Raw genomic sequence first — 18,464 nt, forward strand, 5'->3', positions numbered from 1 at the left:
ACTGATCTGCCGCGCCGACGCGCGCGGCGGGCCGATGTCCCCTTGATACCTCGTTACGGAGTTTCGATCGATGAGCACTTGCGCCGCCCCGCTGCTGCCTTTCCATATCGCCTTCCCGGTCCACAGCCTCGAGGCCGCGCGCGAATTCTACGGCGAGCTGCTCGGCTGCCCCGAAGGCCGCAGCTCGGCCGAATGGGTCGACTTCAACCTCTATGGGCACCAGATCGTCGCGCATCTCGCGCCGGACGAAACGGGCGTGGCGCGCACCAATGCCGTCGACGGCCACGGCGTGCCGGTCCGCCATTTCGGCGCGCTGCTGACGCTGGAGCAATGGCACCTGCTGGCCGACAAGCTGCGCGCGGCCGGCACGAAGTTCGTGATCGAGCCGTATGTCCGCTTCAAGGGCGAGCCCGGCGAGCAGGCCACCATGTTCTTCCTCGATCCGTCGGGCAACGCGCTCGAATTCAAGGCCTTCGCCGATCTCGGCAAGCTGTTCGCGAAGTAAGGCCGCCCAGTCCTCGCCCCGTTCCTCCTCATCGTCCTGGAGCGCCGATGTCACGCTGCCATGTCGCGATCTCGGGCTTCGGCCAGATCGGCCGGGCCGTCGCCGAACTGCTGGCGGCGCGCCGCGCGCGTTATCGCGAGCGCTACGGGGTGGAGGTGCGGCTGGTCGGCATCGGCCGCTCGCGCGGCGCTCGCGTCGATCGCGAGGGCCTGCGCGATCCGCTCGCGGCCGATGCGCCGCTCGACGCGTCGCTGACGGGCGAGGCCTTCGTGGCCGCCGCGCGGCCCGACGTGCTGATCGAGGCCGGCCCGACCGACTACCTGAGCGGCGGCGCCGCGCTCGGCTACCTGCGCGCGGCGCTCGCGGCCGGCGCGCACGGCATCGCGATCTCGAAGGGCGCGCTGGTGCTCGACTACCCGGGCCTGCGCGCGCTGGCCGATGCGAACGGCGTGGAGCTGAAGATCAGCGGCGCGACCTCGGCCGCGCTGCCGACCATCGACCTGCTCGACTACAACGCGGCCGGCTGCGAGGTGCGCGTGATGGAAGGCATCTTCACGGCCACCACCAACTACGTGCTGGACCGGATGATGGCCGGCATCGCCTTCGCCGATGCGCTGGCCGAGGCGCAGCGCGCCGGCATGGCCGAGCCCGATCCGCGCTTCGACATCGAGGGCTGGGACACGGCCTGCAAGGTCTGCATCCTGGCCAACGCGGGTTTCGGCGCGCGGCTGACGCTCGATGAGATCGCGCGCGAGGGCATCGCGCCGATCGAGGCCGGGCAACTGGCGCGCTGGCGCGCGGATGGGCTGGTGCCGAAGCTGGTCGGCCGCATCGAGCGGCGCGCGGGAGGCGCGGGGCGGGTGGAGGCTTCGGTGCGCCTGGCCGCCTACGAGGCGGCGCATCCCTTCGCGGGGATCGGCGCCGGCATGAAGGCGGTGCGCATCGAGACCGACGCGATGGGCGAGCTGATCGCGATCGGCCGCACCAGCCCGCTGGCCACGGCCGCCGCCGCGCTGAAGGACTTCGAGCACCTGCTGATGCGGGGCGTGGTCGGGCGCTGAGCCGCGCGCAATAAAAAAGGCAGGCGTTTCGCCTGCCTTCGCTCCGTTGCCGCGTGTCCGTCAGGCCGCCGGCCCCAGCTCGCGGATCGGGATCACGGTGCGCCCGCCGTTGTTGCGCAGCACGTCGCGCAGGTCGTTGATGACCGGGAACACCTCGTGGTTCCAGTCGGCGCCCTGCATGTCGTGCGCTTCCTGCTCGCGCTCGACGATCCAGCGATCCTCCTTGAAGATCCGCTCGGTGAACCACACCAGCAGCGGCCAGGCCAGGTCCAGCGCGAAGGGCACCGAGGGCTTGCGGATCGACAGCAGCCCGAAGGTGCGGTTGGTGCGCTGCTGCTTGTCGAGCGGCACGTAGACGATCCACAGGTCCATCACCAGGGTGCCCTCGCTCGAGAGGATCTTGAGCGTCTGGTACGGGTACTCGGTGCGGATCGTCATCACGCTCTTGTCGCTCTGGTCCTGCGGCTTCTTGCTGGCGCCGAACACCAGCGCCTCGCCGATCGGCTGCTTGCCCTCGGCGCGCGAGAAGGTGTAGTCGACCTCGACCCAGCCCTCGCCGCGGCGGCGTCCCAGCGAGCGCGCCTTCATCTGGCCCATCTCGCGGCGATGCAGGAACTGATGGTTCATGTCCATCAGGTTCTCGTGCATGAACGAGTAATGGCACTTGACCGCGCGGCCGAAGCGGCGCGTCTTGTACTTCGGGTCGGCCACCGTGGACAGCTCGGGCACCGGCTTCTCGTCGGCCAGGGCGGGATCGCCCGTGAACACGAAGATCAGCCCGCGCACCTCGCGGCACGGGTAGGCGCGCACGCCGTTGGGCAGGCGCTCCTTGCCCAGGTAGGGCACGTCCACGCATTTGCCGCTGCAATCGTAGGTCCAGCCGTGATAGCCGCAACGCAGCGCGTCGCCGTCGACCACGCCGGCGTGCAGTGGCACCTGGCGGTGCGCGCAACGGTCTTCCAGCGCAAAAACCGTTCCCGACTCGCCGCGAAACAACACGATCGGGTCGCCCGCGAATTGCACGCCGAGGGTCTTGCCGCGCTTCAGTTCGCGCGACCAGGCCAGGGGATACCAGAAATCGGGATGGATCGGCACGCGGCGCAGATCGCGCACGGGCTGCGTGGCGGTCGAGTCGATCACGTTCTGGGTCGGTAAAGGCACTGCGTGCATGCGTGACATCTCCTTGCATTCCGGATGCTTCGACCATCGCGTGGGGACGCGAGGGAGTTATCCGGCGCAGTTTACGCGAAACCGGCCGGGATGCGGGCGCCGTGTGAAGGGATGGTGACAAACCCCAAGGGGGAAATCGGTGCCGGGTCGGGGATGGATCGCTGCTTATGGAATGCCGGCGCCGGGCGGCCGGCGGCAAGCTTGCCGGGTGGTTCGATGCATGCACATCGATCGAGGCGAGGCAGGGACGGGAAGGGCATGGAAGCGATCCCCGTGTTCGGCGCCGGCCCCGATGCGGGTGTTCGGAGCCGGTGCCCGGCGCGGATGTCGGTGCCTGCTCCTGCTCCTGCTCCTGCTCGGGCTCCTGCTCGGACGTGCGCCGGTTTCAGGCCGCGGCGGGCCGCCGGCCCAGCGGCGTTGTCTTGCGGCCGGCCGAGGCGAGCGCGGCCAGGCTGATCATCGCGGTGAGGATCAGGTAGAAGCTGGGCGCGCTGCGATCGCCCGTGGCGCTGGTGAGCCAGGTGACGATCGCGGGCGTGAAGCCGCCGAACACGGTCACGCCGATGTTGTAGGACACCGACATGCCGGTCGAGCGCGTGGCGGCCGGGAACAGCTCCGACATCAGCGCCGGCAGCGCGCCGAAGTAGATCGACTTGAGCAGGGCCAGCCAGCAGACCAGCGCGAACAGGGTCGGCACCGAGACGTGCGTGACCGTGTACGAGAAGGCCGGCCAGGCGGTGACGGCGAACAGGATGCCGACCACCGCCATCTGCCGGCGCCGGCCGATGCGGTCCGACAGATGGCCGGCCAGCGGCGTGACGAGGGTCAGGATCGCGCCGCCGGCCATGGTGGCCGCGAAGCCGGTGGCGGTGGGCAGGTGCAGTTGGCGGATCGCGAAGGTCGGCAGGTATTGCAGCAGGTAGTTGACGGCGGTCGACACGCTGAGCGCGCCGATCGCGACCAGCACCGCGCGCTTGTGGGTGGCGAGCAGGTCGCGCGCGGGCGACTCGGAGCGCTCGCCCTCGAGGAAGGCCGGCGCATCCTCCAGGAAGCGGCGCAGGTAGAGCCCGAGCGGGCCGATCAGGACGCCGAAGAAGAACGGCAGGCGCCAGCCCCAGGCGGCCAGCTCGGCCGGCGACAGCATGCGCGCCAGGCCGTAGCCGAACGAGGCGGCCAGCAGCAGCGCCAGGCCCTGGGTGGCGAACTGCCAGCTCGCCAGGAAACCGCGCCGATGCGGCGCGTGCTCGATCAGCATCGCCGTGGAGGCGCCGAATTCGCCGCCGGCCGAGAAGCCCTGGATCAGGCGCGCGGCGAACACGCCGAGCGGCGCGGCGATGCCGATGCTCTCGTAACCCGGCATCACCGCGATCAGGCCGGTGCCGATCATCATCAGGGTGACCGTCAGCATCAGCGCGGCACGCCGGCCGCGCCGGTCGGCATAGGCGCCCAGTACCAGGCCGCCGAGCGGGCGCACCAGGTAGGAGGCACCGAACGAGCCGAAGGTCAGCAGCATCGAGGCCGTTTCGTTGCGGGCCGGGAAGAAGTGCTGGCCGATATAGACCGCGAAGAAGGCGTAGACGGCGATGTCGAACCACTCGAGCGCATTGCCGGCGGAGGTCGCGACGACGATCTGCACCAGGCTGGGCGGCTTGCGCGCGGGGGCGGGGGAGGGGACGGGACGGTTCATGGGACGCTCGATCGGTTCGGGTACGACGGCGGAGGCCGGCGTCGCCGCGCGGGAGGGCGACGATGCCGGGCAGATGTGGCGCGAGGCGCGCCGGTCCTTACGCGCAGACGGCGGTTGGCGCGGCGCTGGTGCGCCGGGCGTCGCGCGCGCGACGTTCGGCGACGATGCGCGCCGCGTCCTCGCCGAGGTCCCACCAGAGCCCGGCCATCACGGCCAGCGCCTCGCGCGCCACCGAGCCCAGCAGGTGCTCGTTCGGCGCATGCTGCGCGCAGGCCGGGTAGGAATGCGGCACCCACAGCGTCGGCAGCCCGAGCGTGTCGGCGAACACGTGATTGGGCACCGTGCCGCCGAGATTGGGCAGCAGCGCCGGCGGCTTGCCGGTGGAGGCGCGCAGCGAGCCCAGCGCCCACTCGACCCAGGGATCGTCGGGGTCAAGCCGGGTGGCGGGCGAGCGCTGCGAGACCGTCACCTGCACCTCGTCGAAGCCGTGCCGGGCGAAGTGGGCCTCGAGATGCGCGAGCGCGTTCGCGGTGTCGGTGCCGACCACGTAGCGCAACTGGCAGATCGCCTTCGCGTCGGGCGGGATCGCGTTGACCGGCGCCTCGGGGTTGCCGGTGCGAAAGGCCAGCACCTCCAGCGTGTTCCAGGCGATCACGCGCTCGCTCGGCGTGAGGCCCGGCTCGCCCCAGTCGGGATCGATGGCGGGCGCGTTCTCGTCGCCGCCCAGCTCGATGTCGGCCAGCGCGCGGCGCACCGCGTCGGGGATCGGCGGCGGGCGCAGGCCCTCCACCGCGATCGCGCCGCGCCGGTCGATCAGGCTCGCGATCGCATGCGCGAGCACCGTTCCGGGATTGCGCAGCACGCCGCCCCAGTTGCCCGAGTGATGGCCGCCCTCGCGCAGCGCCACGCTCAGCTCGATGTTCAGGCCGCCGCGCGAGCCGAGGAAGAGGGTCGGGCGCTCGGCGCTCACGCGCGGGCCGTCGGAGGCGAGGAACAGGTCGGCGGCCAGCGCCTCGCGCTCCCGCGCGCAGATCGCGTCGAGTCCGGGCGAGCTGATTTCCTCGCCGGTCTCGAAGATCAGCTTGAGGTTGTAGCCGAGCCGGCCGCCGCGCGCCTCGATCACGGCCGCCAGCGCGGCCAGGTTGATCGAGTGCTGGCCCTTGTTGTCGGCCGTGCCGCGTCCGTACCAGCGATCGCCCTCGACCGTCACGCGCCAGGGCGCGAGGCCGGCGCGCCATTGCGCGTCGTAGCCGCGCACCACGTCGCCGTGGCCGTAGCTGAGCACGGTGGGCAGGGCGGGATCCTCGATTCGCTCGGCGATCAGGAACGGCGCGCGCGCGCCGGCGGGGTTGTCGGCCAGCCGCGAGCGGAAGCCGAGCGCGGCCAGCGCCGGGGCGATCTCGTCGCTCAGGTAGGCATGCAGCGCCTCGGCCCGCGCGGGCTCCTGGCTTTCGGTGCGAAAGGCCACGCGGCGCGCGAGATCGGCCAGCAGCGCGCCGCCGTCGTGGGCGCGCACGGCGAGGTCGAGCGCCTGCTGGCGCGGGTTGCGGGCGGATTGGGTGGTGGACATCGGGGTCGCTCCTGGCAAGGCGGAAGGCTGGAATGCCCCACTCTAGGAACGCCAAAAATTCGCAACAATTACAAAGATGTCGAATAGACTTGCCGAAATGGCAAGGCAGGGCGCGCTCGCGCCGGGGAGAACGGGGCATGCTGCACGGCATCGCATTGCGGTATTTCGTCGAGGTGGCGCGCACCGGTTCGCTGGCGGGGGCCTCGGATACGCTGCACGTGGCCGTCTCCGCCATCAGCCGACAGATCAGCAAGCTCGAGCAGGATGTCGGCGCACCGCTGTTCGAGCGCATGCCGCGCGGCATGGTGCTGACCGAGGCAGGCGAGCTGCTGGCCGCGCATGCGCGGCGCGCGCTGCTGGAGGCCGAGGCGGTGATCGGCGAGATCTCGGCGGGGCGCGAGCAGGCGGGCGGGCTGGTGCGGCTGGGCTGCACCGAGGGTTTCACGCGTTCGTTCCTGCCCGAGGTGCTGGCGCGCCATCACGAGCGCGTGCCGCTGGCGCGCTACCAGTTGCGCTCGGGCACGCCGGCCCAGGTCGAGCACTGGGTGACGATCGGCGAGGTGGATCTGGGCATCGCCTTCTCGGGTGGCGGCACGCCCGCGGTCAGCATCGAATACGAGATCGGCATGCCGGTGCGCGCGCTGCTCGCGCCGACGCATCCGCTGGCCGCGAACCAGGCGCTGACGCTCGAGGACCTGCGCGCCTGGCCGCTGGCGCTGCTCGAACGCGGCAACACGGTGCGGCAGTTGTTCGACCTGTGCTGCGCGGCGCGCGGCGTGCGCATCGAGCCGCTGCTGTCGAGCAACAACTCGGCCGTGCTGCATGCCTTCGCGGCGCGTACCGGCGCCGTCACGCTCGGCAGCGCGGTGGCGCTCAAGGGGCTCGCGCAGGGCAGCACGCTGCTGGCGCGCGCGATCGACGAGCCCTTGCTCAGCGAGCGCCGGCTGCGCGTGATGAGCATGCGCGAGCGTCGCCTGCCGGCGGTGGCCAGGAGCCTGCTGGCCGAGTTGATCGCGCAGCTCGGGCAGGCGTGAGCCGGGGGGGCGGGCCGCGTGGCACGGCCCGCATCGAGCCCCGTCCCGGGGCGCGTTCAGCCCGGCAACCGGACGCGCTCGAACTTGCCGGCCAGTAGCCCGTAGGCGAGGATCGCGACGATCCCGTGCGCGCCGACGAACCACAGCGCGATGTCGAAGGAGCCGGTGGCGGCCACCACGAAGCCGATCACCAGCGGCGTGACGATCCCGGCCGTGTTGCCGATGCCGTTGAAGATGCCGCCGCTCAGGCCGGTCATGTCGCGCGGCGCGACATCGGCCAGCACGGCCCAGCCGATCGCGCCGAGCCCCTTGCCGAAGAAGGCCAGCGACACCAGCACCACCACCAGCGAGTCGGATCGCGCCCAGGGCGCCAGCATCAGCGAGGTGGCCAGCGTCATGCCGAGCAGGAAGGGCGTCTTGCGCGCCACCGAGGTGGAGCAGCCGCGGCGGATCAGGAAGTCCGACAGCAGCCCGCCCAGCACCCCGCCGCTGAAGCCGCAGATGGCCGGCAGCGCGGCCACCAGGCCCACCGTCATGATGTTCATGCCGCGCGCCTTGACCAGGTAGATCGGGAACCAGGTGATGAAGAAGTAGGTGAGCGCGGTGATGCAGTACTGGCCGATGTAGACGGCCCACAGCGTGCGGCTGGTGAACAGCGCGCCGATCTGTTGCGCGCTGAAGCGGCGACGGGTGCCGCCGCGGCTGCTGTCGAGGCCGACCAGGGCGCCGTTGGCGGCGATGTGCTCGAACTCGGCGCGGCTCATGCGCGGATGCGAGCCCGGCTCGCGCAGCGTCGCGAACCAGACCGCCGCCATTGCCAGCCCGAGCGCGCCCATGAAGAAGAACACCTGGTGCCAGCCCAGCGCGTGGGTGAGCCAGGCCATCAGCGGCGTGAAGATCACCACCGCCAGGTATTGCGCGGAATTGAACAGCGCGCTGGCGGTGCCGCGTTCGTTGGTCGGGAACCAGGTGGCGACGATCCGCGCGTTGCCGGGAAAGGCGGGCGACTCCACCAGGCCGAGCATGAAGCGCATCACGAACAGCGCGGCGGTGGCGCTGGCCGCGCCGCCGAACCAGGACACGCTGCCCTGCGCGATCGTGAACAGCGACCACAGCACGATGCTCGCGCCGTAGACGCGCCGCGCGCCGAAGCGGTCCAGCAGCCAGCCGCCCGGGACCTGGCCGATCGCGTAGGCCCAGCCGAAGGCCGAGAACACGATGCCGAGCGAGGCCGGCGTGAGGCCCAGGTCCTTGGCGACGAAGGTGCCGGCGATCGAGAGCGTGGCGCGGTCGGCATAGTTGAGCACGGTGACCGTGAAGATCAGCGCGAGTATCCAGTAGCGGAAATGGCCGACGCGGCCGGCGGCGACGGCCGCCTTCGGCGTCGCGAGGTCGATGCTTTTCATCTCTGTCTCCTCCCTGTTCTGGCGGGATGGTTCTGGTGGGTGCTGCCTGCCGGGCGGGGCTTCATCGGGCGCCCGGGGCCCGCCAGCGTTCAGGGCGTGACGCTGGTGGCCGGCCGGCGGCCCGCGAAGCTGGCCGCGAGACTGTCGAGCACGATCGCGCCCATCGCCTCGCGCGTCTGCACGGTGGCGCTGGCGCGATGCGGTTGCAGTACCACGTTGGGCATCGAATACAGCTCGGCGGGCACGTTCGGCTCGTCGACGAACACGTCGAGCCCGGCGCCCGCGATCCGGCCTTCGGCCAGCGCGCGCACCAGCGCCGGCTCGTCCACCAGCCGGCCGCGCGCGACATTGATCAGGTAGCCATCGGGGCCCAGCGCGTCGAGCACGCGCGCGTCGACGATGCCCTCGGCCCGGTCGGCCGAGGCCGCCAGCACCAGCGCGTCGCTGTCGCGCGCGAGCGCGGCGAGATCGTCGACGAAGCGATAGGGCACGCCGTCGATCGCGCGCAGGTCCGTGTAGGCGATCGGGCAGCCGAAGGCGGCGGCGCGCGTGGCGATCGCGCGGCCCACCCGGCCCAGCCCGACGATGCCCACCCGCATGCCGCTGAACTTGCGCGCCAGCGGCAGGGCCGGCGCCTTGCCCCAGCCGCCCTCGCGCACCTGGCGGTCGCCGTTGCAGATACCGCGGCAGGTCGCCAGCAGCAGGCCCAGCGCGAGGTCGGCGACGTCGTCGGTGAGCACGCCGGGCGTGGTCGAGACATGCAGGCCGCGCTCGCGGGCGTGGTCGAGATCGACCGCGTCGGTGCCGATGCCGTTGACCGCCACGATGCGCAGTTTCGGCAGGCGCGCCATCACCTCGCGGGCGATGCCCGAGGCGCCGCCGGTGACGACGCCGTCGATGCGCGCGCCGATCTCGCGCAGGTAGCCGGCCTTGTCGGCGTGCTCGTAGTAGCGGTGCAGGGTGTAGCGCTCGGCGAGCTGGCGCTCGAGCGAGGGCAGGACGGGATTGATCAGCAGGATTTCAAACGACATGCGGGGGAGCCTCGAACGATGAAGCGGCGGCGCCTGGCAGGCGCGCCGGGCGCGCGGGCCGCGAGGCCTCGCGCGCTGCCGCGAAGGCCGCCGTGACGCGGTGCGGCGGGGCCGGCGCGCCCTGCTCGGCGGCCGGGTGCGAACGAGTATAGGCAGGCGATCGATCGAGGTCTAAGCTATGTTTCGCATCGATCAATTCAAGAATTGGAATGAACGTCGAACTCAATCATCTGCGTTGTTTCATCGCCGTGGCCGAGGAACTGCACTTCGGGCGGGCCGCCGCGCGCCTGTTCATGACGCAGCCGCCGCTGAGCCGGCAGATCCAGTTGCTGGAGGAATCGCTCGGGCTGCAACTGTTCGAGCGCAACAGCCGCAGCGTGAAGCTGACCGACGCGGGGCGGGCTTATTACCAGGACGCGCTGCGCATCCTGAGGCTGACCGAGCAGGCCGCCGATGCGGCGCGGCGCGTGGCGCGCGGCGATGCGGGGCAGGTCGCGATCGGTTTCACCGCGGTGGCCGGCTACCGGCTGGTGCCGGACCTGCTGGCGGCGGCGCGCGAGCAGTTGCCGGGAATCCGGCTGGTGCTCAAGGAGATGGTGTCGGTGGCGCAGCTCGAGGCGCTCAAGACGCGCGCGATCGATCTCGGTATCCTGCGCGCGCAGTCGCCCGACCCGCAGATCGGCATCGAGCTGCTGGCACGCGAGCCGCTGCTGGCGGTGCTGCCGGCCGCGCATCGGCTGGTGGCGCGCGACACGATCGCGGCCGCAGACCTGGCGGGCGAGCCCTTCGTGATGTATTCGGCCGACGGCGGCCGCTATTTCCACGACCGTGTCGTCGCGCTGCTGACGGCGGCCGGCGTGCATGTGGACGTGGCCCAGCAGCTCGACCAGACGCACACGGTGCTGACCCTGGTGCGCGCCGGAATCGGCGTGTCGATCGTGCCGGCCTCGGCGCGCGAGCTTGGCATGCGCGACGTGGTGTTCCGGCCGTTGTGGACGCAGGAGGCCACCGCCGATCTCGACCTGGGTTGGCGCGTGGAGCGCGACAGCCCGGCGGTGGAGCGGTTCCGGGCGTTCGCGCTGGGGTATTTCGCGGGGCTGGGGGGCGTGCGCACGACGACAGACCAATGACTATTCGATATCGACTTCCGGCCAAAGCCTGGGGAAGACGAAACGCAGGCTTTTCAGCGGAAGAGCGAAAGCGAGGTCATCGCGATGTGTAGCCGATTTGAGAATGCCGAAATCGAGCAGGCTGCGTATGATGCGGCGCCCGGTATTTTCGCTTTCTCCCAGCATGCGCACGAAATCCGCGCGGGGCAACGCTCGGCGCAGTGCAATGAATTCAAGCAGCGTCGCCGTTTTTTCCGGTTTGATGATCGACTTCTCGGAACCGATCTGCCACGGATGCGCCTCCAGATACAACAGCAGATCTTTCAAGCGCATCGAGACTCCGTCGAAATCGACCATCTTCAACATGAAGTCGACTTGATCCAGGCAGCAATCGAGGAAGTAATCGACGAATCGAATCAGCGCTTCCTGCGAAAGGTTGCCACGGCCATCGAGGTCGTTGCGCCGGGTCATATCCGCTTCGGCAAGACGCGAACAATAGGTTTCGTGGCTTCGGGCGAAGCCTCGCAGCGGAGACCAGAGACCTTGCGTCAATCCGGCGGCATGGAGTGCGAGGTGGGAATGAAGCCGACAGACGTGTCCATTGCCGTCGATGAATGGATGGATCCACGCCAGCCGATGATGGGAGCAGGCGATGGCGATCAACTGGAACTCGCGCGGTCGAATGAGGCGATAGCGTGCGCCCCATTCGGCCATCAGCGGCTCGATCATGGCGACTTCGGGCGCCTCGTGCCGCCCAACCGTCACGTCCTGATCCCGAAGCGCGCCGGGGATGATCGGGTCCCCATCCGGTGTGACCAGCAGCTCGAGCGGCATGGCCGAGAAAAATCGGGCGTGAATATCACGGACCCTGCCGGGATCGAAGAGAGCTTGTACCGAGACCTCGCGCCATTCGCTTTCCAGTTCGGACTCCGCGGCGATATGGGCGATCGCCATGCCGTTGCTTGCGATACTCGTCGGCATCGGGGGAGTAGTCGCGTCGAAGCGCGGCCTCGATCTTGCCAGGTGTGGTGTGCTGACCCTCGATCTTGTTTGTGTAATACGAATTCATGCTGCGCAGTTGAGGAACCAGCGCAGCGGCCAAGGGCGTGTCGTCAGCTTTCAGGAGGCGCCTGGCCTTGTCGATCAGGGTTGCCGCTCGCTCGATCGAGCCATCCAGGACGCGATCTTCCGGAAACAGGGGTTGGAATGTTGCGACGCTGGTCATGGTCGATCCTGGTTGAACCCGAGGGGATGAATGTAGGGTTCCTTGTCGGCGAAATTGTATCGTAACTTTCGGTTTTATATGAGTTTTTATTTTTTTCTGGGTGGTTGAATGTAGGGTTCGTTGAAGGCTTGACGAGGCGCCCGCCACCGCATTTGGGTGGTTTTTGTCCGTCCCTGTTGAACCCTTGAAGTGGCCGCGTTTCTTAAGCCCCGTTTAAGCCTCCTCCAACAAGATTTCCGCGCGAGATTTTCGCCGCCCGTCCCGACGAGCGATAACGACAGGAGGAAAACCGATGCGACTTCATTCAGCGATCATGGCCGGCGCGCTGGTGCTGGCCCCGGTGTTGGCGTTCGCGGCGCAGCCCGTGTTCGTGCAGGTCGACGGCAGGACCGTGGCCGCCCAGGAAACATCCCGGATCGTGCAGACGGCCGACGGCCCGGCGCACGTGAAGACCTGGAGCTGGCACAGCCCGAACGGCGAGGCCAGCTTCGTGATGCAGTCGAGCACGGGCGGCATGCCGCCCGCGGATCTGCGCCGCATGCAGGCGCGGATGCAAATGCAGATGGTCCAGATGGCGGCGATGCAGGCCCGCATGCAGGCGCAGATGCAGGCGCTGCAGCAGGCAGCATTGGGCGGGATGCCGGCGTTTGCTGCCGGCGCACCGCTCGACGCGATGTTCGCCGGGCCGCCCGTGGTCCTGATGCAGATGCCGCAGCCGGTGCTGTACCTGGTGCCGGTGGCGCCGCCCGCGAGGACGGTGGCCCCGGCCCGCACGCCGGCGCCGATGCCCGCCGCGCCGGCGCCGGCCACGCGCAAGCCCGGCCTCGAAGTCTGACTTATCGGCGTATCGAAGCCCGCCGCCGCCTGATCCGCGCGCGGCACCAAGCAAACAGCCCGGTCGAAGCGATCCTGCCTCGACCGGGCTGTTTCGTTTTCGTGACCTTGCTCGCCTTCGCGGCCGGCGGCGGCCGCCTGGCTCAGACGATCAGGCCTCGCCCGCTCGAGATGTCGCTGGCCAGCAGCACCGACAGCCGGCGCAGCGCCGCGTGCAGCTGGGTGCGATCGGGCGTGGCCCCCAGCGAGACGCGGATCGCGTTGGGCGCCTGGCCGCCGAGATGGAAGGCGGTGGATGGCGCCACCGCCAGCCCCTCGGCGCTGGCCGCCGCGGCCAGCTCGCCGGGCGCCCAGTAGCTCGGCAGCGGATACCAGAGATGGATGCCGGCGCCGTCGCCATGGCTCGCGCCGAGCACCTGGGCGGCAGCGCGCTGCCGCTCGCGCGCCTCGCCGAGCACGCCGCCCAGCACCTGCGCGGCCGAGCCGTCGTTGATCCACTGCGTGACCAGCGCGTTGGTGAGCGGCGGCGCCATCAGCGAGAACGAGCGCAGCGCGCTCAGGAAGGCGTCGCGCAGGCTCTCGTCGGGCAGCGCCACGAAGGCGGTGCGCAGCCCCGGCGACAGGCATTTCGACAGCGTCGACACATACACCACCTGGGCCGGCGCGATCCTCGCCAGCGGCGGCGGCGCGTCGGGCGCGAACAGCCAGTAGGGATCGTCCTCGACGATCAGCACGCCGTGCCGCAGCGCCACCTTCAGCAGTTCCTGGCGACGCGGCGCCGGCATGGTGGTGCCGGTCGGATTCTGCAGCGTCGGATTCAGGTAGATCAGCCGCACCCCGCCGGGCTCGCGACAGGCCGCCTCGAGCGCATCGGGCCGCATGCCCTGCGCGTCCACCGCGATCGGCCTGGCCACGCGCCCCAGTTGCGAGGCCGCCTGCGGCAGCCCCGGGTAGATGTCCGGCTCGCAGGCGATGGTGTCGCCGGCGGCCGTCATGGCGATGATCAGCGCGGCCAGCGTGGCCTGCGCGCCGGGGGCGACCACCACGCGCGCGCGCGCCGGTTCGCCCAGCATCGGCCGCAGCCAGCCGACGGCGGTTTCGCGATCGGCCTCGCTGCCGCCGCCGACGTGGTAGGTCATCAGGAGATCGATGTCGCTGCGCAGCAGCACCTGCGACATGCCACGCCGCAGCAGCATCTCGAGGTCGACGCCGGCCGGCGGCGGCGGGATGTTCATGCTGAGGTCGACGCGCTGCGCCAGCTCGGCCTTGGGCACCGCCACGAAGGTGCCGAGCGGCCCGCGCGCCTCCAGCAGGTGCCGCTGGCGCGCCTCGTTGAAGGCGCGTGTCACGGTGGTCAGGTCGACGCCGAGCCGGGCGGCCACCTGCCGTTGCGGCGGCACGCGATCGCCGGGCTGCAGGCGCCCGTCGGCGATCGCGTGCTCGATGAAGTTGGCGATCTGCAGGTAGCGCGGCCCTTGTCCGGCCACCAGCCCCGAGTTCCATACATCGATCGGATTCGCGTGTTTTTGCGTCATTCTGTCGCGGCTTGTATGCGTGATGTCTTACTCTACCATCCGACATCGAAGCGCGTAAATCCATACATGATGCGACTTGTATGCACGCCTTGCCGGCCGCGCGTTCCGGGGGCCGGCAGCGACGGGCAGCGATGCGGATGGACGGATTTGCGTGCACGGCCAACACGGACATTCCATGCGCACTCCATCCTCCAGAACCCGGCCCGATGTCGAATCGGGACCACCGCTGTCCCCCTCGTCCCCTTGCCATGATTCGCTCGCCCCGCCCTCGCGTGCCGCTGCCGGTCGCGGTCGCGGCGCGCTGAAGGCGCTGGCGCCGCTGGCGCGCCTCGCGCCGGCAGCGGGCCTGCTGCTGCTCGGCGGCTGCAGCAGCGTGCTGATGAACCCGAAGGGCGACATCGGCGTGCAGGAAAAGCAGCTGATCCTGATCGCGCTGGGCCTGATGCTGCTGGTCGTGATTCCGGTGATCGCGCTGACGCTGTGGTTCGCCTGGCGCTATCGCGCCTCGAACCGCAGCGCCACCTACGCGCCGCGCTGGTCGCATTCGACCGCGATCGAGGTGGTGGTGTGGTCGATCCCCTGCGTGATCGTGGTGATCCTCGCGGGGCTGATCTGGCGCACCACGCTGAGCCTCGATCCCTACAAGCCGATCGAGTCGGCCGAGAAGCCGGTGCGCGTCGAGGTGGTCGCGCTGAACTGGAAGTGGCTGTTCATCTATCCCGACTACGGCGTCGCCTCGGTCAACGAGCTGGCGGTGCCGGTCGGCACGCCGGTCGATTTCCGCCTGACCGCCGAATCGCTGATGAACTCCTTCTTCATCCCGCAGCTCGGCACCCAGGTCTACGCGATGCCGAGCATGCAGACGCGCCTGCACCTGATCGCCGACGAAGCCGGCACCTACCTGGGCCAGTCGGCGGCCTTCAGCGGCCCCGGCTTCTCGGACATGCACTTCAAGACCTACGCCACCAGCCGCGGCGAATTCGATGCCTGGATCGCGCGCGCCAGGGCCGCGAGCGTGTCGCTCGACGCGGCGGCCTACGCGCGGCTCGCGCAGCCCAGCGAGAAGAACGCGCCGACGCTCTACGCGAGCGTGGTGCCGGACCTGTTCGACAACATCGTCGCCACCGCGATGCGCGCCGGCTCGGCCAACCCGAGCTGCACGGCGGCCTCGCCGGGCGTGATCCCGGCCACCATCCAGTCGGCCGGCGCCGGCGCGATCTCCCTTTCCCCCGGCGCCGCCAAGGCGCCGATCCTGGCTACCCGGTAAACATCATGTTTGGAAAGCTCACACTCGATGCCGTTCCCTGGCACGAACCCATCATCATGGGCACCCTGGCCGTGGTGCTCGTGCTCGGCGCGGCCCTGCTCGGCGCGATCACCTACGCGGGCAAATGGACCTACCTGTGGCGCGAATGGTTCACCTCGGTCGACCACAAGAAGATCGGCGTGATGTACATCGTGATGGCAATCGTGATGCTGCTGCGCGGCTTCGCGGACGCGATCATGATGCGCGCGCAGCAGGCGATCGCCAACAACGACGCGGCCGGCTACCTGCCGCCGCATCACTACGACCAGATCTTCACCGCGCACGGCGTGATCATGATCTTCTTCGTGGCGACGCCGCTGATCATCGGCCTGATGAACGTGGTGGTGCCGCTGCAGATCGGCGCGCGCGACGTGGCCTATCCGTTCCTGAACTCGCTGAGCTTCTGGTTCGCGGTGGTGGGCGCGGGGCTGGTGATGGTCTCGATGTTCGTCGGCGATTTCGCGGCCACCGGCTGGGTGGCCTACCCGCCGCTCTCGGAGCTCGGCTACAGCCCGACGGTGGGGGTGGACTACTACATCTGGTCCCTGCAGATATCGGGGCTCGGCACCACGCTGACCGGCATCAACTTCATCGTCACGATCCTGCGCATGCGCGCGCCGACCCAGAAGCTGATGCAGATGCCGGTGTTCGTCTGGACCGCGCTGATCACCAACATCCTGATCGTCGCCGTGTTCCCGGTGCTGACCGGTACGCTCGCGCTGCTCACCGCCGACCGCTACCTGGGCATGCACTTCTTCACGAACGAGCTCGGCGGCAACGCGATGATGTACATCAACCTGATCTGGGTCTGGGGCCATCCCGAGGTGTACATCCTGATCCTGCCGGCCTTCGGCGCCTTCTCGGAGATCATCGCGACCTTCTCGGGCAAGCCGCTGTTCGGCTACAAGTCGATGGTCTATGCCACCGCCTCGATCGGCGTGCTGTCCTTCTTCGTCTGGCTGCACCACTTCTTCACGATGGGCTCGGGCGCGAACGTCAACGCCTTCTTCGGGATCATGACCACCATCATCTCGATCCCGACCGGCGTGAAGCTGTTCAACTGGCTGTTCACCATGTACCGCGGCCGGATCCGCTATCACAGCTCGACCCTGTGGACCATCGGCTTCATGATCACCTTCGCGGTGGGCGGCATGACCGGCGTGCTGCTGGCCGTGCCGGGCGCCGACTTCGTGCTGCACAACAGCCTGTTCCTGGTGGCGCACTTCCATAACGTGATCATCGGCGGCGTGGTGTTCGGCTGCCTGGCCGGCATCAGCTTCTGGTTCCCCAAGGTGTTCGGCTTCACGCTCGACGAGTTCTGGGGCAAGGTCTCGTTCTGGTGCTGGCTGATCGGCTACTGGCTGGCCTTCACGCCGCTCTACGTGCTCGGCTTCGAGGGCATGACGCGCCGCATGAACCACTACTCGGTGCCGGAATGGCACCCTTGGCTGGTGGTCGCGCTGGTCGGCGCGGTGTTCGTCGGCATGGGCATCCTGGCGATGCTGGTGCAGATCACCGTGAGCGTGCGCCGCCGCCACGAACTGCGCGACGAGACGGGCGATCCCTGGAACGGCCGCAGCCTCGAATGGTCGACCTCCTCGCCCGCGCCGTTCTACAACTTCGCGATCGTGCCGACCATCACCTCGGTCGAGCAGCACTGGGACGACAAGGACAGCGGCCGCGCCTATCGCCAGCCGACGCAGTACGAGGACATCCACATGCCGCGCAATACCGGCGCGGGTGTGATCATCGCCGCGTTCAGCGCCGTGTTCGGCTTCGCCTTCGTCTGGCACATGTGGCCGTTCGTGGTGCTGGGCCTGCTCGGCATGGTGGGCACCTTCATCGCGCGCAGCTACGACACCGACACCGACTACTACGTCCCCGCCGCCGAAGTCGAGCGGATCGAGAACGCGCGTTTCGCGCAACTGCGGCGTCACGTTCCCGTGGTGCCGCTCAACGAAACCGAGGTCGCATGATGAGCGCCCAGACCCTTGCGCACGGCCACGAGGATGGCCACCACGACGACGGCGGCAAGACCACCGTCGGATTCTGGATCTACCTGATGAGCGACTGCCTGATCTTCGCGACGCTGTTCGCGACCTTCGGGGTGCTCGCCAACGCCACGGCCGGCGGCCCCACCGGGCAGGGCCTGTTCGAGCTCGACTACGTGCTCGGCGAAACCATGCTGCTGCTGGTCAGCAGCTTCACCTTCGGGCTGGCGATGCTGGCCATGAACGCCGGCCGGCGCGGCGCGGTGATCGCCTGGCTTGCGATCACCTTCGTGTTCGGCGCCGGCTTCATCGGCATGGAAGTGCACGAGTTCGCCAAGCTGGTGGCCGACGGCGCGGGCCCGCATACCAGCGCCTTCCTGTCGGCCTACTTCGGGCTGGTGGGCACCCACGGCCTGCACGTCACCTGCGGCCTGCTGTGGATCGGCGTGATGATGCACCAGGTCTGGAAGTTCGGCCTGAACGGCATGGTGCAGCGTCGCCTGGCCTGCCTCAGCATGTTCTGGCACTTCCTGGACCTGGTCTGGATCTGCGTGTTTACCTTCGTCTACCTGCGGGAGTTCGTATGAAGCCCACGTCCCACACGCACGCCGCGCATCACGCGCACGATGCCTCGCACGGCACGCTCAGGGGTTATGTGATCGGCATGATCCTGTCGGTGCTGCTGACCTTCGTCTCGTTCGGCGCGGTGATGACCGACATCGTGCCGCGCGGCTGGGGCCTGGCCGCGATCGTGATCGCCTGCGTCGCGCAACTGATCGTGCAGTTGTTCTACTTCCTGCATATCGGCACGGCGCGCAGCCAGCGTGCCAACACGGGCATCTTCCTGTGCACGGGCTTTTTGATCGCCGTGATCGTCGGGCTCTCGCTGTGGGTGATCCACAATGCCAACGTCAACATGATGCCGACGCACATCACGATCGAGCGCGCGATGGCGAAGGACTGAGTTTTCGCCGCTGACACGGCGGTCGTTGCCAAGGCG

Annotated in this window: 17 protein-coding genes; 9 read left to right on the forward strand and 8 right to left on the reverse strand. The window is 69.1% G+C overall.

All coding sequences use genetic code 11. The annotated features are described in order from the left end of the window. Nucleotides 1–70 precede the first annotated feature (70 nt). Together FB600_RS08170 and FB600_RS08175 are read left to right on the forward strand one after the other, a co-directional pair. Nucleotides 71–505: a VOC family protein gene (locus FB600_RS08170; RefSeq protein ID WP_098151612.1), complete on the forward strand. Its 435-nt coding sequence runs from the start codon at nt 71–73 to the stop codon at nt 503–505. 47 nt (nt 506–552) lie between these two features. Further along, a complete protein-coding gene (locus FB600_RS08175) occupies nt 553–1,566 on the forward strand; it encodes a homoserine dehydrogenase (RefSeq protein ID WP_145756511.1) in 1,014 nt (337 codons plus the stop codon). A gap of 60 nt (nt 1,567–1,626) precedes the next feature. Here FB600_RS08175 and FB600_RS08180 read toward each other — a convergent pair whose 3' ends face one another. The 3 genes from FB600_RS08180 to FB600_RS08190 all read right to left on the reverse strand — a co-directional run bounded on the left by FB600_RS08180 (nt 1,627) and on the right by FB600_RS08190 (nt 5,993). Further along, on the reverse strand, nt 1,627–2,736 hold the full coding sequence (locus tag FB600_RS08180; protein ID WP_145756512.1) for an aromatic ring-hydroxylating oxygenase subunit alpha: 1,110 nt from the start codon (nt 2,734–2,736) through the stop codon (nt 1,627–1,629). Nucleotides 2,737–3,121: 385 nt separating this feature from the next. Continuing rightward, nucleotides 3,122–4,423, reverse strand: a complete 1,302-nt coding sequence (locus FB600_RS08185) for an MFS transporter (protein WP_096752435.1) — start codon at nt 4,421–4,423, stop codon at nt 3,122–3,124. Nucleotides 4,424–4,520: 97 nt separating this feature from the next. Beyond that, nucleotides 4,521–5,993: a M20 family metallopeptidase gene (locus FB600_RS08190; protein WP_096752436.1), complete on the reverse strand. Its 1,473-nt coding sequence runs from the start codon at nt 5,991–5,993 to the stop codon at nt 4,521–4,523. A gap of 137 nt (nt 5,994–6,130) precedes the next feature. Between FB600_RS08190 and FB600_RS08195 the strand changes: the two genes are divergently transcribed. Then, nucleotides 6,131–7,027 carry a LysR family transcriptional regulator gene (locus tag FB600_RS08195; RefSeq protein WP_047835730.1) on the forward strand — a complete coding sequence of 299 codons (897 nt, stop codon included), beginning with the start codon at nt 6,131–6,133 and terminating at the stop codon, nt 7,025–7,027. 56 nt (nt 7,028–7,083) lie between these two features. Here the strand turns inward: FB600_RS08195 and FB600_RS08200 are convergent, their stop codons facing one another. After that, the gene (locus FB600_RS08200; protein WP_098151616.1) at nt 7,084–8,433 is read right to left on the reverse strand and encodes an MFS transporter; all 1,350 of its coding nucleotides are present in this window, start codon (nt 8,431–8,433) and stop codon (nt 7,084–7,086) included. A gap of 89 nt (nt 8,434–8,522) precedes the next feature. Next, nucleotides 8,523–9,464, reverse strand: a complete 942-nt coding sequence (locus tag FB600_RS08205; protein WP_036054638.1) for a 2-hydroxyacid dehydrogenase — start codon at nt 9,462–9,464, stop codon at nt 8,523–8,525. A gap of 209 nt (nt 9,465–9,673) precedes the next feature. Between FB600_RS08205 and FB600_RS08210 the strand changes: the two genes are divergently transcribed. Continuing rightward, nucleotides 9,674–10,594: a LysR family transcriptional regulator gene (locus tag FB600_RS08210; protein ID WP_096752438.1), complete on the forward strand. Its 921-nt coding sequence runs from the start codon at nt 9,674–9,676 to the stop codon at nt 10,592–10,594. Here the strand turns inward: FB600_RS08210 and FB600_RS08215 are convergent, their stop codons facing one another. Further along, a complete protein-coding gene (locus FB600_RS08215) occupies nt 10,595–11,527 on the reverse strand; it encodes a Fic family protein (protein WP_261383353.1) in 933 nt (310 codons plus the stop codon). Then, nucleotides 11,433–11,798, reverse strand: a complete 366-nt coding sequence (locus tag FB600_RS37670) for a hypothetical protein (RefSeq protein ID WP_233635382.1) — start codon at nt 11,796–11,798, stop codon at nt 11,433–11,435. The genes FB600_RS08215 and FB600_RS37670 overlap by 95 nt, the downstream gene beginning before the upstream one ends. A gap of 292 nt (nt 11,799–12,090) precedes the next feature. On the opposite strand from FB600_RS37670, the gene FB600_RS08220 reads away from it, so the two are divergent. Beyond that, a complete protein-coding gene (locus tag FB600_RS08220) occupies nt 12,091–12,633 on the forward strand; it encodes a hypothetical protein (RefSeq protein ID WP_013689242.1) in 543 nt (180 codons plus the stop codon). Between the two features lie 142 nt (nt 12,634–12,775). Here FB600_RS08220 and FB600_RS08225 read toward each other — a convergent pair whose 3' ends face one another. Next, nucleotides 12,776–14,167, reverse strand: coding sequence for a PLP-dependent aminotransferase family protein (locus FB600_RS08225; RefSeq protein ID WP_046576304.1), 1,392 nt, complete (start codon nt 14,165–14,167; stop codon nt 12,776–12,778). A gap of 175 nt (nt 14,168–14,342) precedes the next feature. Between FB600_RS08225 and cyoA the strand changes: the two genes are divergently transcribed. The 4 genes from cyoA to cyoD are packed head-to-tail and all read left to right on the forward strand — an operon-like array spanning nt 14,343 to nt 18,428. Then, a complete protein-coding gene (cyoA, locus tag FB600_RS08230) occupies nt 14,343–15,434 on the forward strand; it encodes a ubiquinol oxidase subunit II (RefSeq protein WP_013689244.1) in 1,092 nt (363 codons plus the stop codon). 5 nt (nt 15,435–15,439) lie between these two features. After that, nucleotides 15,440–17,449, forward strand: coding sequence for a cytochrome o ubiquinol oxidase subunit I (gene cyoB / locus FB600_RS08235; RefSeq protein WP_145756513.1), 2,010 nt, complete (start codon nt 15,440–15,442; stop codon nt 17,447–17,449). Continuing rightward, the gene (gene cyoC / locus FB600_RS08240; RefSeq protein WP_013689246.1) at nt 17,446–18,051 is read left to right on the forward strand and encodes a cytochrome o ubiquinol oxidase subunit III; all 606 of its coding nucleotides are present in this window, start codon (nt 17,446–17,448) and stop codon (nt 18,049–18,051) included. The genes cyoB and cyoC overlap by 4 nt, the downstream gene beginning before the upstream one ends. Beyond that, the gene (gene cyoD / locus FB600_RS08245; RefSeq protein WP_145756514.1) at nt 18,048–18,428 is read left to right on the forward strand and encodes a cytochrome o ubiquinol oxidase subunit IV; all 381 of its coding nucleotides are present in this window, start codon (nt 18,048–18,050) and stop codon (nt 18,426–18,428) included. The genes cyoC and cyoD overlap by 4 nt, the downstream gene beginning before the upstream one ends. Nucleotides 18,429–18,464 lie beyond the last annotated feature (36 nt).

Origin of the sequence: Burkholderia sp. SJZ089, assembly GCF_007828315.1 — a bacterium.
GTDB lineage: Bacteria > Pseudomonadota > Gammaproteobacteria > Burkholderiales > Burkholderiaceae > Burkholderia > Burkholderia gladioli.

What these genes read in the sequence shown, in the direction of transcription:
- FB600_RS08170 (WP_098151612.1), top strand. Translation starts at nt 71, where the DNA reads ATGAGCACTTGCGCCGCCCCGCTGCTGCCTTTCCATATCGCCTTCCCG.
- FB600_RS08175 (WP_145756511.1), top strand. Translation starts at nt 553, where the DNA reads ATGTCACGCTGCCATGTCGCGATCTCGGGCTTCGGCCAGATCGGCCGG.
- FB600_RS08180 (WP_145756512.1), bottom strand. Translation starts at nt 2,736, where the DNA reads ATGCACGCAGTGCCTTTACCGACCCAGAACGTGATCGACTCGACCGCC.
- FB600_RS08185 (WP_096752435.1), bottom strand. Translation starts at nt 4,423, where the DNA reads ATGAACCGTCCCGTCCCCTCCCCCGCCCCCGCGCGCAAGCCGCCCAGC.
- FB600_RS08190 (WP_096752436.1), bottom strand. Translation starts at nt 5,993, where the DNA reads ATGTCCACCACCCAATCCGCCCGCAACCCGCGCCAGCAGGCGCTCGAC.
- FB600_RS08195 (WP_047835730.1), top strand. Translation starts at nt 6,131, where the DNA reads ATGCTGCACGGCATCGCATTGCGGTATTTCGTCGAGGTGGCGCGCACC.
- FB600_RS08200 (WP_098151616.1), bottom strand. Translation starts at nt 8,433, where the DNA reads ATGAAAAGCATCGACCTCGCGACGCCGAAGGCGGCCGTCGCCGCCGGC.
- FB600_RS08205 (WP_036054638.1), bottom strand. Translation starts at nt 9,464, where the DNA reads ATGTCGTTTGAAATCCTGCTGATCAATCCCGTCCTGCCCTCGCTCGAG.
- FB600_RS08210 (WP_096752438.1), top strand. Translation starts at nt 9,674, where the DNA reads ATGAACGTCGAACTCAATCATCTGCGTTGTTTCATCGCCGTGGCCGAG.
- FB600_RS08215 (WP_261383353.1), bottom strand. Translation starts at nt 11,527, where the DNA reads ATGGCGATCGCCCATATCGCCGCGGAGTCCGAACTGGAAAGCGAATGG.
- FB600_RS37670 (WP_233635382.1), bottom strand. Translation starts at nt 11,798, where the DNA reads ATGACCAGCGTCGCAACATTCCAACCCCTGTTTCCGGAAGATCGCGTC.
- FB600_RS08220 (WP_013689242.1), top strand. Translation starts at nt 12,091, where the DNA reads ATGCGACTTCATTCAGCGATCATGGCCGGCGCGCTGGTGCTGGCCCCG.
- FB600_RS08225 (WP_046576304.1), bottom strand. Translation starts at nt 14,167, where the DNA reads ATGACGCAAAAACACGCGAATCCGATCGATGTATGGAACTCGGGGCTG.
- cyoA (WP_013689244.1), top strand. Translation starts at nt 14,343, where the DNA reads ATGCGCACTCCATCCTCCAGAACCCGGCCCGATGTCGAATCGGGACCA.
- cyoB (WP_145756513.1), top strand. Translation starts at nt 15,440, where the DNA reads ATGTTTGGAAAGCTCACACTCGATGCCGTTCCCTGGCACGAACCCATC.
- cyoC (WP_013689246.1), top strand. Translation starts at nt 17,446, where the DNA reads ATGATGAGCGCCCAGACCCTTGCGCACGGCCACGAGGATGGCCACCAC.
- cyoD (WP_145756514.1), top strand. Translation starts at nt 18,048, where the DNA reads ATGAAGCCCACGTCCCACACGCACGCCGCGCATCACGCGCACGATGCC.